9 protein-coding genes are annotated in these 13,874 nt (G+C 40.6%); 3 read left to right on the top strand and 6 right to left on the bottom strand.

Features of this window, described 5'->3' with window-relative positions:
- Positions 1 to 50 precede the first annotated feature (50 nt).
- Together V7K76_RS34410 and V7K76_RS34405 are read right to left on the bottom strand one after the other, a co-directional pair.
- Positions 51 to 1,409 carry an ATP-binding protein gene (locus V7K76_RS34410; RefSeq protein WP_334777006.1) on the bottom strand — a complete coding sequence of 453 codons (1,359 nt, stop codon included), beginning with the start codon at positions 1,407 to 1,409 and terminating at the stop codon, positions 51 to 53.
- Positions 1,410 to 1,778: 369 nt separating this feature from the next.
- Positions 1,779 to 2,939: a sensor histidine kinase gene (locus tag V7K76_RS34405; protein ID WP_334777005.1), complete on the bottom strand. Its 1,161-nt coding sequence runs from the start codon at positions 2,937 to 2,939 to the stop codon at positions 1,779 to 1,781.
- A gap of 737 nt (positions 2,940 to 3,676) precedes the next feature.
- Between V7K76_RS34405 and mutS the strand changes: the two genes are divergently transcribed.
- Both mutS and V7K76_RS34395 read left to right on the top strand, forming a co-directional pair.
- Complete coding sequence (gene mutS / locus V7K76_RS34400; RefSeq protein WP_334777004.1) at positions 3,677 to 6,289, top strand: DNA mismatch repair protein MutS; 2,613 nt, start codon at positions 3,677 to 3,679, stop codon at positions 6,287 to 6,289.
- A gap of 116 nt (positions 6,290 to 6,405) precedes the next feature.
- Positions 6,406 to 6,786: a calcium-binding protein gene (locus V7K76_RS34395; RefSeq protein WP_334777003.1), complete on the top strand. Its 381-nt coding sequence runs from the start codon at positions 6,406 to 6,408 to the stop codon at positions 6,784 to 6,786.
- 3 nt (positions 6,787 to 6,789) lie between these two features.
- On the opposite strand, the gene V7K76_RS34390 is transcribed toward V7K76_RS34395, so the two are convergent.
- From V7K76_RS34390 to folB, 3 genes are all read right to left on the bottom strand, one after another.
- Positions 6,790 to 7,350 (bottom strand): sugar O-acetyltransferase, encoded by a 561-nt coding sequence (locus V7K76_RS34390; protein ID WP_334777002.1) that lies wholly within the window; start codon positions 7,348 to 7,350, stop codon positions 6,790 to 6,792.
- A gap of 39 nt (positions 7,351 to 7,389) precedes the next feature.
- Positions 7,390 to 8,670 carry a GGDEF domain-containing response regulator gene (locus V7K76_RS34385; protein WP_334777001.1) on the bottom strand — a complete coding sequence of 427 codons (1,281 nt, stop codon included), beginning with the start codon at positions 8,668 to 8,670 and terminating at the stop codon, positions 7,390 to 7,392.
- Between the two features lie 929 nt (positions 8,671 to 9,599).
- Positions 9,600 to 9,968: a dihydroneopterin aldolase gene (gene folB, locus V7K76_RS34380; RefSeq protein ID WP_334777000.1), complete on the bottom strand. Its 369-nt coding sequence runs from the start codon at positions 9,966 to 9,968 to the stop codon at positions 9,600 to 9,602.
- Between the two features lie 166 nt (positions 9,969 to 10,134).
- Between folB and menD the strand changes: the two genes are divergently transcribed.
- Positions 10,135 to 11,889, top strand: coding sequence for a 2-succinyl-5-enolpyruvyl-6-hydroxy-3-cyclohexene-1-carboxylic-acid synthase (gene menD, locus V7K76_RS34375; protein WP_334776999.1), 1,755 nt, complete (start codon positions 10,135 to 10,137; stop codon positions 11,887 to 11,889).
- Between the two features lie 413 nt (positions 11,890 to 12,302).
- Here the strand turns inward: menD and ahcY are convergent, their stop codons facing one another.
- Positions 12,303 to 13,580, bottom strand: a complete 1,278-nt coding sequence (ahcY, locus tag V7K76_RS34370; RefSeq protein ID WP_334776998.1) for an adenosylhomocysteinase — start codon at positions 13,578 to 13,580, stop codon at positions 12,303 to 12,305.
- Positions 13,581 to 13,874 lie beyond the last annotated feature (294 nt).

The following is a 13,874-nucleotide window of genomic DNA, read 5'->3' as shown; positions in this document are numbered from 1 at the left end:
ATCCTTGAGCGATTACTATTTATCAAAAATAGAGTTTTTTAACTAACTTTTCATGAATTAAGTTGGACAGGAATTGTAATAATAAACTCCGTTCCTTCTTTTACGGTAGATATACATTGCAGTTGACCACAATGTTTTTCTACAATAATTTGATAGCTGATAGATAATCCCAATCCAGTGCCTTTACCGACTGGTTTAGTGGTGAAAAAGGGGTCAAATAATCGTTTTTGTATATCCTTGGGAATTCCTATACCATTATCAGCAATGCGAATAACTACTTGCTGATTATGTGTGACTTCAGTACGAATACTAATTAAGGGTGATTTAAGAGTTAAATCGGCTGATTCAACTCTCTCGAAAATAGCATCAATAGCATTTGCTAAAATATTCATAAATACTTGATTTATTAACCCAGGGTAGCATTCTACGAGGGGTAAATTTCCATATTCTTTATAAATAGTAATTGTTTGACCAGTCTGCTGATTGATTAGACGGCTTTGTAATATTATGAGAGTACTATCAATACCTTCATGAATATCAACTATTTTTTTATCAGATTCATCAAGACGAGAAAAATTGCGTAAGGAAAGAACTATCTCTTGGATACGCTCAGTACCAAATTTCATAGAATTAAGAAGCTTGAGAAAATCAGCAGTTAAAAAATCTAGTTCTATTTCTGCGATCGCAGCTTGAATTTCTGCTACTGGTGTAGGATAATGATGTTGGTATAAGCTAATTAATTTTAGTAAATCTTGAGTGTAGTTGAGCGCATAAACCAGGTTGCCAGCAATAAAGTTGACTGGGTTATTGATTTCGTGTGCAATCCCAGCAACAAGTTGCCCCAAAGCCGCCATTTTTTCATTCTGAATTAATCGAGTATAGTTATTCTTCAGGTTACGAAAACCTTGTTTGGCGATTCTAGATTGTTCTTCTACTTGCTCTAGTTGAGCTAATGTTAAAATATGAATTTGAGAATAAGCTAAAAGTAACTGATGGAAATCAAGTAGTTTATAGCTGCCTAACTGAGTTTCTATTAAAATCGGCTCATATACAAATTGAGGCTCTCGCTGCAATGCTACCTTATTTGCTTCTACAATGAGCGTCTCTTCAGAAATTACACATACATCTGGTTGCAGAAAGTTAATCAGATTTATCGCAGGTCGTTTAGAAAATAGTGGGAAACTATAGGGACGGCTCATGTGTTCAAAAAATCTTTGTCGGGAAATCATGCCCACATAGTTATGATTTTTAATTAGGATAATTCCTGGTAGTAAAGGCTCTTGCTTAAAAAGTCTATTCAAATCATTTGCGGGACTATCTGCATCGAAGTAAACAGACCAAAGCGGTAATTCTTGCAAAGTAGACTCTAATCGCAAGTTCAGATTATTAGCATTTGTGATACTAGTCATGCTCTCTATCGCCAACATACCTTCAATCCTTAACCTTGAGTTAACATTTCTGGTAATACCCCGAACAAGCATTGCAATAATTGCAAAGTTAATCAAACTTATATTTCCCTAATTACTGCTTAAACTCACAGTTATGCTGTAAAACTTTTGCTATTAAGGTATCCCATGCTTTTCTATGCTGGACAATATTTTTACTAATGTTACAGAATTTACGCATTGATAATTTAGACAGCTATTTTATCGAACAGAATTCAGGAGTCAGGAGTCAGAATTCAGCAATGTTTTCTGTACGACTGGCGGATAGCGCAGCGTTAGCGAGGAACGAGCGTCTTGATTCTGACTCCTGAATTCTGACTCCTGAATTCTTCTTCAAGCTTGTTTAATTGGAAGTTTAATATCGATTTTAGTTTCCTGGTTTGCAATGGAAGTGCATTTGATAGAGCCACCATGTTGCTCAACGATAATTTGATGGCTAATAGACAAACCTAAACCAGTTCCTTGACCAACAGGCTTAGTAGTAAAAAAAGGTTGAAAAATGCTCTGGCAAATCTCTTCACTCATGCCACAACCATTATCAGCGATTGAAATAGTGATTTGATTATCCTCAGAATGAAATGTATGAATTAAAATAGTTGGTATTTCATCTGTAGTGTTACCAAGAATATCTGCTTTTTTAATTAAAGCATCAATGGCATTATTAATTAAATTTAAGAATACTTGATTTAAAGAGCGAGGATTACAAAAAATCTTAGGAATATTCCCATACTCTTTAATCACTGAAATAGGTTTGCTATTACTAGAAGAACCGTTAAGCCGATGCTGCAAAATGACTAGTGTACTATCAATACCCTGATGGATGTCAGCTTTTTTATAGTCAGCTTCATTCAACCGTGAGAAATTTGAGAGCAATTCTACAATTTCTCCAATACGAGTTGTGCCAACCTGCATCGAGTTCAGCAGCTTTTGCAAGTCGCTTTGGATAAAGCTCAAGTCGCTGTTAGCAAGAGCCTTGACTATTTTGATATCTGGATTTGGATATACAGAAGCATAAGTTGCTAGAAGGTTTAGTAAGTCATGGCTATACTGATGAAGATATTCTAAATTCCCATGAATAAAACTCACTGGATTATTAATTTCGTGAGCAACCCCAGCAACCATTGTTCCTAACGCCAACATAGTTTCGCGTTGAATTAATTGCATTTGAGATTGCTGAGTCTCTTGTAATTTAAATAAAGTTGACTCTGCATTTTCTTTTGCTGTACGGTATTTTTCCTGTACGAGAAACAATCGTTGCAGTGTGTGGTAGTAGATGGTAACGCTAAAAAAGACGAATAATGCTCCGAAAAAGAAAACCATACCAGTGAGCAATGGTATCCATTCAATCAGCCTTGCAATTGTTAAATAGATGCATAACGAATAACCACCGAGAAAAAAAACCATGAGTAAAAACATGATTTGCCAACTCAGTTTGTCTGGTTCTGTCTTAAATAATTTGAGAATTTTTTGAGTCCTGAGAATGGATAGTCCCATTATCAAAGCGCCAAGAGTAATTAGGGTGATAATGAGGACTGAACAATTGCAGAGCTTAACATGGTATTGAACCGAAATAGACGTAAAAAAATGATGAATGGTCTATAAACTATTGCTATATCTACGTTTTAGCATTTTTTATGTTCAAATTATTTTGTGTATGAATGCACTATCACCGAAACAGTGCTGAGTGCTGAGTAACGAGTGCTGAGTAATGAGTAATGAGTGCTGAGTAAAAAAAAGTAATAATCGCACTCAGCACTCCTGAATTTTCACTCTATAATTGCTTTTAGTCTAGAAAACAGAAGTCAACATACTGTTTAGTTGGATGTTCCCTAGTCGTCTGTCAAATTCATTTTGACGGTTAAAGAGACGCGATAATCGCTGTCTCTACAGGAAATTTATCCATCAATTATTTATTGACAGAGTACTAGTACAACACGGCGTAAATAAACCACCCATTCCAAATCAACGAAACCCTTACGCTGTATTCATTTTGAATTTTGAATTTTGTTAGCGCAGCGTAAAGGCTTCGGCATGGCTTCGCTTAGAGCGAGTCTGCGAGCGTCATTTTGAATTCCGCCTTGCGGTACTAGTGTCATGCAAATACCTCAGCACCATTGTTCAGATAAAGGTAAAATATCCTTGAGCGTAGGCATAGCCCGTCGCAGGCATCGCCACTCATTTCTAACATCATCGGATATTGTGGAATTTCCGCGCGTAACTCAATAGCATCTATGACCGCTTCTCACTCTGAAACTCCATCTACCAAACCCGACGCAAGTACTTTTATTTCCGACCATCAACAGGTAGACCGCAGCAAGCTAAGTCAAATGTACCTGCACTATGTCGAGACGAAGGATAAATATCCTCACGCGGTATTGCTGTATCGGGTAGGAGATTTCTTTGAATGCTATTTCCAAGATGCTGTCAAACTAGCGCAAGAATTGGAATTAGTTCTCACTAGTAAGCAAGCTGGAGAACAAGGACGAGTGGCGATGTCTGGTGTTCCGCATCATGCTTGGGAACGCTACGCGACGATGCTGGTAGAAAAAGGCTATGCAGTAGTAATTTGTGACCAAGTGGAAGATGCTTCTGAAGCTGCTGGGAGATTGGTGCGGCGGGAAGTAACGCGCATCCTTACACCCGGTACTTTGCTGGAAGAGGGAATGCTGAAATCCAGTCGCAATAATTACTTAGCAGCAGTAGTAATTGCCGCAAATCATTGGGGTTTAGCTTATGCAGACATCTCCACGGGTGAATTTCTTACCACACAAGGTAGTGATTTAGAACATTTGACACAAGAATTAATGCGCTTGCAACCTTCAGAGGTGTTAGTGCCGACAAATGCGCCCGATTTGGGTAGTTTGCTGCGTCCGGGAGAGACTTCGCCACATCTGCCGGAGTGTTTGCCACCATCATTTTGTTATAGTTTGCGATCGCAACTACCTTTTTCTCAAGGTGAAGCTAGACCTAGATTATTGCAGAAATTTAAGGTGCGATCGCTCGAAGGGCTTGGTTGCGATCATCTTCCCCTCGCTGTCCGTGCGGCTGGTGGTCTTTTAGAATACCTGGAAGATACTCAAAAAGAAAACCCTGTCACCCTCCAGAGACTCCGCAGCTACACTGTCACCGACTACCTAATTGTTGACAATCAAACCCGCCGTAACCTAGAAATTACCCAAACCGTCCGGGATGGCACTTTTCATGGTTCCCTACTTTGGGCATTAGATAAAACTAGTACAGCAATGGGTGGGCGGGCTTTGCGGCGCTGGTTGTTGCAACCGCTACTCGATATTAAAGGCATTCGGGCGCGACAAGATACCATCCAAGAGTTGATGGAAAATACGCCCCTGCGTCAAGATTTACGGCATTTGTTAAGGCAAATTTATGATTTGGAACGTCTCACCGGAAGGGCGGGTTCTGGTACAGCGAATGCTAGAGATTTAGTAGCTTTGGCAGATTCCCTCTCACGTTTACCGGAATTATCCAACTTAGTAGTTGAAACGCGTTCTCCCTTCCTGAAAGCTTTGCAGAAAGTTCCAAGTGTGTTGGAAGAATTGGCACAAAAGTTACACGCGCATCTTGTAGAGTCGCCACCCATCCTAATTAAAGAAGGCGGATTAATTCGCCCCAGTGTAAATCCCTTGTTGGATGAGAGAAAGGCGACTGTAGAAGCAGACCAGCAATGGATTGCCAACTTGGAAGTTGATGAGAGAGCTAAGACAGGAATTTCGACACTGAAGGTAGGATTTAACAAAACCTTTGGTTATTATATCAGTATTTCCCGCAGCAAAGCTGACCAAGTACCCGCTAATTATATCCGCAAGCAAACCCTGACCAATGAGGAACGTTATATCACCCCTGATTTGAAGGAACGAGAAGCCCGGATTCTGACGGCGCGGGATGATTTAAATCAGTTAGAATATGAGATTTTTACGGCGTTGCGGGAAGAGGTAGCACAAGAGGCGGAAGTAATTCGCAATTTATCTCGTGCAGTGGCGGCGGCGGATGTGTTGTGTGGTTTGGCTGAGTTGGCGGTGCATCAAGGTTACTGTCGTCCTGAAATGTTGCCGGGAAGGGAGATAAATATTGTTGATGGGCGTCATCCGGTGGTGGAACAGTCTTTGCCTGCGGGGTTCTTTGTGCCGAATTCGACGCAATTGGGAAGAGAGGAAACGAACCGCAGAGGCGCAGAGGACGCAGAGGAGAAGGAGAAGAGTTTCCCTGCACCCGATTTGATTATTCTGACTGGACCAAATGCGAGTGGCAAAAGTTGTTATTTGCGGCAGGTGGGATTGATTCAGTTAATGGCACAGATTGGTAGTTTTGTACCAGCGAGGTTTGCTAGATTGGGAATATGCGATCGCATTTTCACCCGTGTCGGTGCAGTAGATGATTTAGCGACTGGTCAATCTACCTTCATGGTGGAAATGAATGAAACGGCGAATATTCTCAACCATGCTACATCTAGGTCGCTGGTATTATTAGATGAAATTGGCCGCGGGACAGCAACATTTGATGGTCTTTCCATAGCTTGGGCGGTGGCAGAATATATAGCAGTGGATATTCGGTCACGGACAATTTTTGCTACCCATTACCATGAATTGAATGAACTGGCTAGCATTATACCGAATGTGGCTAACTATCAGGTGACGGTGAAAGAATTACCCGACCAAATTATCTTTTTGCACCAAGTCCAACCAGGAGGTGCTGATAAGTCTTATGGAATTGAAGCGGGAAGATTGGCGGGTTTACCTGCTGTAGTTATTCAACGGGCAAAACAAGTCATGGGGCAAATTGAAAAACACAGTAAGATTGCGATGGGACTGCAAAATCTTGATGTTTAATTAAGTAATCAAGCGGACACAACACTTAGATATATTTAACTAGGTTTGAGAAAAATTATTCTTAGTCAAGACTTTGCTAATATTATCAAAACGTATTACACGGAACGCGTCATTTTATGCATAGTGTTGAAGCCGACGAAAACCGAGAGCATCGCATTAAAACAGAAATTATTGTAGATGCTGAAGACAAAGAAGATAGGGCTATGGGTTGGTACTATTACCTCGAAGAGACTCTAAATTTTCCCTTTCTGGCAAAATGGACTAAGAAGGGACGTAAATCAGCTTCCGCCGAGGAGAAACAAGTCGAAGTCCTGGGAATGGCCCCAGATGATGAGTGCTTAAAAGATATGTTTGTAGAAGTGGCTTATATTAATGGTAAAGATGATGATGTATATTCTGCAAGATTATCTGAAATAGCAGCCATTGACGCTGATAGTGAAACTCAAGAGGCGATCGCAGACTGGCTCTATTGGATTGCAAGAGAATATAAATTTTAAATTCTAGGATAAATACCGAATGACGCGGCAGGGATTACCGGCAGCGACAACATTCTCAGGTATATCTTTGACAACGACACTGCCGGCACCAATGGTTGTATTATCACCAATAGTTACACCTGGACAAATAATTGCACTGCCACCAATCCAGACATTATTACCAATGTTGATTGGAGCAGCTAATTCTCTGCCAGAAAGACGAATTTCTGGCTCTGTAGGATGATAAGCAGTATAAATTTGCACATAAGGAGCGCACAAGACATTTTCACCAATGTGAACTCTATTACAGTCTAAAATTACACAGCCAAAGTTCATATATAATTTGTCACCAGCGAAAATATTACTGCCATAGTCACAGTGAAATGGTGGCACAATTGCTATTTTTTCACCGATTCTGCCAAATAATTCTTGCAAAATTTGCTGCCGTTGCTCTTGCTGTTCTTCAGTCGTGGAATTATAACTTCGCAACAGACGACTAGCTCGTTTACCTTCGGCAGCTAATTCTGCATCTTCCGGCAGATATAATTCGCCTGCGAGCATTTTCTGTTTTTCAGTTTTTTCCATAACTAACTTATTTGAAGTGGCAGTAGAAAGGACTATTAACTAAAATATGGCATAAGTAGCTTTTCCCTGCCGTTTAGCTCGGTACATAGCAATATCAGCATCCCGTAGCAAAGTTGCAGGCTCCTCATGATTACTAAAATTCCAAGTAATACCAATGCTAGCTGTAGTAGATAATTGATATCCATTGAGGTTAACTGGCAATCGTAAGGAGTCTTGAATGCGTTTGGCAACATTGGTAGCATCGGTAATGTCTTTAATATCCTCCAAAAGAACAGTAAACTCATCACCACCAAATCGTGCTACAGTATCGCCCCCACGTAAACACGACTCTAAACGCCTAGCGATCGCGATTAAAAAATCATCCCCGATTCCATGCCCAAAGCGATCGTTAATCTCTTTAAAACCATCTAAATCCAAAAATAAAACTGCAAAATAATAATCGCTTCTGCGTTTACTACGTTCAATAGTTTGTCTGAGCCGATCTAAAAATAAAACACGATTCGGTAATGCTGTCAACCCATCATAAAACGCATTACGGATCAGTTGCGCCTCCGTCTGCTTGCGTTTGCTGATATCTTGAAAAATTAAAACCGCGCCAGTAATATTACCATCTTGATCGCGGATGGGTGAAACATTATCCCCAATTGCTATTTCTCTACCATCTTTTGTAATCAGTGTACAGTTTTCTGGTAAATTGAAAATTTCACCTGCTTCCATGACATCTGTGGCTAAATTTTCAATTGTTTCTCCTACATCTTTGTCAACTAAGTTAACAACTTCTACTAAATCTTTACCAAACGCTTCACTTTGCTTCCAACCAGTGATTCGTTCTGCGATGGGATTCATCATTTGAATAGAACCATTTGCATAGGTCACAATCACTGCACAGCCCATACTGTTAATAATTGTCGTCAGTCTTTGTTTCTCTTCGTATAATATCTTTTTGCTTTGATGTTTGTACAGAGCCATTTCAATCGCAAAATATAAATCTCTTTCAATCACTGGTTTGACTATGTAGCTAAAAGGCTCACTTAGCTGATTTTTATGTAATGTTTTATATTCCAAACACTCTGTTAGATATATTACAGGTACATGAAAGTGATTCTGGATAATATCTGCTACGTGTACACCGTCAATTTCCCCAGCTAGGCAGATATCAATTAATACTAAATGTGGATGAGTTTCTGCTACCTTTTTTATTGCCTCTTTACCAGACTTAGTTATTTCTGAAACGGAATAACCTAGTTTTTGTAAACTTTTTCTAATATTTGAGGTGATAATTTTTTCATCCTCAACAACTAGGATTTTGCGGGCGAGCATGTTAAAATAACCTGTTTGCTAAGGTTCAGATTTTTGCTGTCAGTGTCAACTCGATCGAAAAGTAATTATTTTATCATAAACAATATCTAAGTACTCTGTCTTCTTGCTTGATATCAATACTAAATTAACGAGTAAATAGCGTCATGTTATTAACCTCCGGTAATTTCTGTGCTTGTCAAAGCTAATTCTGATTAACCCATGTAGCTAATATCATGTTATTAACATCTAATTTAAATTACCATGTAATTACAAGCATTCAATAACTGATTTTAAAACGCATACAATAATTTTTCTTCGGAGAAGCATAAATACTAAGTATAGTATTTATGTAACAATTAATCAAGAATAAAATTTTATAAAATCACGGCAGCCTACTTTCATATCAGTTAAGAGAATTATAGAGTATGTTGTACGTAATATTATAATATACATTCACTCAATTGATATTAAAAATTAATCATTATCTGGAATTTAAGAGTTTAATATCACTTTATCTAGCAATAGTTTTTGTCTCAGTCTGGGTCTAAATTACCATCACAAACTGTCTTAAATCTTGAATGGTGAGTGAAATAGTATTACTTAGAACTATTCCTCTCTGCTGGTTAATTATTAACAAGAAAGAATTCAGGAGTCAGTAGCCAGAATTAACTTCGGAATCTCCAACGAGAGTGATTCTGAACCATTGGCACAGCTTTTATTGCTTTGCTCCTAAATTCTGACTTCTGAATTCTTGTTCAATCAAAAATCTTACGATCTGAAAATATGCAGTTTAAATGCTCATCAGCAGAACGCGGAATTTTTGAGTTTTTTGAACATGAGCCAATGCTGGGAGCAATGACAGGAAAGATTCTCTTTGTGAGATACTTCTACACTCCACCTAAACCCCTTTTTTGCTAGCTGATAGATATTGAAAAAACATATCGTGTGCCTTATAGATTGGACTTACTTTTAGTCAATTCAATGCTAATTTTGCCACTAAAGTCTGGAATAGGTGCAGCAGGTTTGCTGAGAGTGACTTGGACTTTTGTTACACAATCGCACTCTTGGAGGATAGAATCTGCGATCGTTGTTACCAATTTCTCCACCAAAGCAAATTTAGAGGTTTTGAGCAGATGTTGTATCAAGCTAATGACGCTGCGATAATCTAAAGTGTCTTCGATCGCGTCAGTCTTGGCCGCTGTGGAGATATCCAACCATAACCTCACATCCACCTCAAACCATTGTCCTAGCACCTGTTCTTCTGGTAGATACCCAGTGTAGCCATAGCCGCGAATTCCCGTTAAATGAATGCAGTCCATAAAAGTTTGAGAGCAAATTGGGCATTTTGTAGAAAGTTGAGCAAGTTTGCTTGGAGATTTTCTTTCCTCCAAACTCGCGTGGGGGTATTGGGTTCATCACCGCATTGATGGATTTTAAATTGAATTTCCCTAGACAAAATCTAAAATTTAAGATTGTTTTATCGCTATGTTTGATTTAATACCGATCGCTTATAGGAATGTTAATCAACTTTGGGCTTATATTTTAACAGAGACACTAAAGCGGTTGGGATTGACTTGTGCGATCATTTGCCCCGGATCGCGCTCTACACCCCTAGCGATCGCCTTTGCTCAACAAGTACCTGACATTGAAGCAATTTCCATTCTCGATGAACGTTCCGCCGCCTTTTTCGCTTTGGGACAAGCGAAAGCAACCGGACGCCCTGTGGTAGTTGTTTGTACTTCTGGGACAGCAGGGGCAAACTTTTATTCAGCAGTCATTGAAGCGAAAGAAAGTCGCGTACCACTGTTGCTATTGACCACCGATAGACCGCCAGAATTGCGAGATTGTCACTCTGGGCAAACTGTAGATCAGTTGAGATTATATGGAAACTACCCAAATTGGCAAACAGAGTTAGCCTTACCCTCAGCCGATTTGGGAATGCTAGCTTACCTGCGACAAACGGTAATTCATAGCTGGGAAAGGGCGCAAACTCCTACAAAAGGGCCAGTACATTTGAATATTCCCTTTCGCGATCCCTTAGCGCCCGTTCCTGATGGAACTGACTTGAGTTATTTGCGATCGCAGTTTCACCCAGAAGACTTTTTCGCAGGAATAGCAAACCCATTCCCCATTCCCCATGCCCAATGCCCAATTCCCAAAGAGTGGAAAGAATGCGATCGCGGTATCATCATCGCAGGTGTCGCCCAACCGTCGCAACCAGAGGAATATTGTAGAGCGATCGCGCGCCTTTCCCAAACTCTCAAATGGCCTGTGCTAGCAGAGGGACTTTCCCCAGTGAGAAATTATGCCGAACTCAACCCTTATTTGATTTCCACTTATGACTTGATTTTGCGAAATCAGCAACTAGCCAAGCAGTTAGCACCCGAAATAGTGATTCAGGTGGGTGAAATGCCTACTAGTAAAGAACTGCGTACCTGGATCGATGCAACCCAATCGCGACGCTGGGTAATTGATCCCAGCGATCAAAACCTCGACCCTTTGCATGGGAGGACGACGCATTTACGCATATCTGTAGAAGATATAAAAGCAGAAGAGATAAATTTATCTTTCTCCTCAGACTATGGAAAGCAATGGTGTGATGCAGAAACTAAAGTCAGGTTAGTTGTTGACCAGACGATGGGGAAAATAGATGAAATGATTGAGAGTAAAGCAGCTTGGTTAATTTCTCAGATTTTACCGCCAGGAACACCTCTGTTTATTGCCAATAGTATGCCTGTGCGGGATGTAGAATATTTCTGGAAACCGAATAATTTAGGAGTGCGATCGCACTTTAACCGGGGTGCAAATGGCATTGATGGCACATTATCCACAGCTTTAGGAATTGCCCATCGCCAGCAAAGTAGTGTGATGTTAACGGGAGATTTGGCACTGTTGCATGACACCAATGGTTTTTTAATCCGCAATAAGTTTGTGGGACATTTGACGATTGTATTAATTAACAATAATGGCGGTGGCATTTTTGAAATGTTACCCGTTGCCAAGTTCGACCCACCATTTGAAGAGTTTTTTGGCACTCCCCAGGATATTGATTTTGCTCAGTTGTGTGCAACTTATAATGTGCAGCATGAATTGATTACTTCTTGGCAACAGTTACAGCAAAGATTAAACCCACTACCAGATACAGGAATTCGGGTTTTGGAGTTGCGAACAAATCGCAAAGCTGATGCCAAGTGGCGACAGGATAAGTTACGTAATTTTGCCGCAGATATTACAATTTAATTATTTTATTCAGGGAACTCCAAGAAATAAATTATCCAATATTGTGGGGTGGGCATCTTGCCCGCCCTATGGACTGCACAAAAGTTAATTGAATATTTTTTTATTTGTCAGTCCCTAAACTATTTCACGACCCCTTCGGGGCGGGAGTAGGGAGTAGGGGAAGAAATTAGCCCTCGATTTAGGTTTAAAGCCTCGCCCCTTGTGGGCGATAAAATCCTTGTATCGCATATTGGTTGAAACCCCGCCCGATGAAAAGCTTTCTTAGTTTCCCTACTCCCCACTCCCTACTCCCCACTCCCTTTCACTTTGTTCGCTCTGCGTCTACCCTGTGGATTCTACTTTCAGCATCCTAAAATACAAAAAAAGGGATAAGCCCAAAAGCCTATCCCTCAAAAAATCAACTAATCAATCTATCAAGTTCCACTTGTCCAAGAGTTAATGTACTCAATTTGATCTGCTGTTAGGCTATCAATCGTGATCCCAATAGCCTGCAACTTTAACCGAGCAATTTCTTGATCGACTTCAACAGGAATTGAGTGCAAACCAGGGGCTAACTTACCCTTATTCTTCACCAAAAATTCACAAGCCAAAGCTTGGTTGGCAAAACTCATATCCATTACCGCGCTGGGGTGTCCTTCAGCCGCAGCTAGGTTAATCAAGCGTCCTTGTCCGAGAACGACAACTGATTTACCATTTTTCAACTTATACTCTTCAGTGAAAGGACGAACTTCTTTGATTTCCTTAGCATTAGCAGCCAAGTATTTCAAATCAAGTTCTAAGTCAAAGTGACCGGAGTTACAAACGATCGCACCGTCTTTCATGACATCGAAGTGTTCACCACGAACGACGTGCTTGTTACCAGTCACAGTGATAAAAATATCACCTTGGGGTGCAGCTTCAGCCATTGGCAGTACGCGGAAGCCATCCATTACGGCTTCAATTGCCTTGATGGGGTCGATTTCGGTAACGATGACGTTAGCACCCATCCCACGGGCGCGGAGGGCTGTGCCTTTACCACACCAGCCATAACCGACGACGACAATGTTTTTACCAGCCAACAAAATATTTGTGGCGCGGATAATGCCATCTAGGGTTGATTGCCCAGTACCATAGCGATTATCAAAGAAGTGCTTGGTGTCAGCATCGTTGACGTTGACTGCGGGGAAGGTGAGAACGCCTTCTCTAAACATGGCGCGTAACCGCACAATACCAGTGGTGGTTTCTTCCGTGCTACCAATCAAATCAGCAATTTGGTGTTGGCGTTCTTGTATCAGAGTTGCAACCACATCGCTACCGTCATCAACAATAATGTTGGGGCGGTGATCTAAAGCTATTTGGACGTGGCGGTTATAAGTTGCGTTATCTTCGCCTTTTTGAGCAAAGACGGGAATTTCGTGATCCAAGACGAGGCTAGCGGCTACGTCATCTTGGGTTGATAAAGGGTTGCTAGCAATTAAAAGCGCGTCTGCACCACCGGCTTTCAGAGCGATCGCCAAATGTGCTGTTTCGGTTGTAATGTGGGCGCAAGCTACAAGGCGTAAACCAGCAAAGGGTTTCTCGATAGCAAAGCGATCGCGGATTTGCCGCAAAACTGGCATTTCGCGTCCAGCCCATTCAATGCGCTGTCTTCCCAAGGCAGCTAGGCCGAGGTCTTTAACCTCGTGCTTTAATCGGGGAGAAGTTGCGGTCATCAAAAGTTACCTCAAAAAATTAAAAAAGCTACGTAAAATTTACGCACTCTACTAGGTTATTGTACTACTGCTGATTTTTGCTGGCAATTAGCAAATTACTAGTTAATAGTCTTCAAAACTAGCTTGACGTTTGATCATCTGAATGTCAACTTCCTTCGCAGGTTCTTCTTTTTTGTTTTATCTTTGTTAAGAGTAAGACTTTTATAACCTTCAACCCTGATTTTCAGCACTTTGTCATCTGTCTAAAGATAGAAGACAACTAAAAAAATACCGAAATTTCATCGTCTAAAAAGA

The organism is Nostoc sp. (assembly GCF_036917975.1).
Classification (GTDB): Bacteria; Cyanobacteriota; Cyanobacteriia; order Cyanobacteriales; family Nostocaceae; genus Nostoc.
This window is presented reverse-complemented; position numbering and strand designations above follow the sequence as displayed.

Bases quoted from the DNA above. Each gene is read 5' to 3' on its own strand.
- mutS (WP_334777004.1), top strand. From the start codon at position 3,677: ATGACCGCTTCTCACTCTGAAACTCCATCTACCAAACCCGACGCAAGT.
- folB (WP_334777000.1), bottom strand. From the start codon at position 9,968: ATGGACTGCATTCATTTAACGGGAATTCGCGGCTATGGCTACACTGGG.
- V7K76_RS34410 (WP_334777006.1), bottom strand. From the start codon at position 1,409: ATGACTAGTATCACAAATGCTAATAATCTGAACTTGCGATTAGAGTCT.
- V7K76_RS34395 (WP_334777003.1), top strand. From the start codon at position 6,406: ATGCATAGTGTTGAAGCCGACGAAAACCGAGAGCATCGCATTAAAACA.
- ahcY (WP_334776998.1), bottom strand. From the start codon at position 13,580: ATGACCGCAACTTCTCCCCGATTAAAGCACGAGGTTAAAGACCTCGGC.
- V7K76_RS34405 (WP_334777005.1), bottom strand. From the start codon at position 2,939: ATGGGACTATCCATTCTCAGGACTCAAAAAATTCTCAAATTATTTAAG.
- V7K76_RS34390 (WP_334777002.1), bottom strand. From the start codon at position 7,350: ATGGAAAAAACTGAAAAACAGAAAATGCTCGCAGGCGAATTATATCTG.
- V7K76_RS34385 (WP_334777001.1), bottom strand. From the start codon at position 8,670: ATGCTCGCCCGCAAAATCCTAGTTGTTGAGGATGAAAAAATTATCACC.
- menD (WP_334776999.1), top strand. From the start codon at position 10,135: ATGTTTGATTTAATACCGATCGCTTATAGGAATGTTAATCAACTTTGG.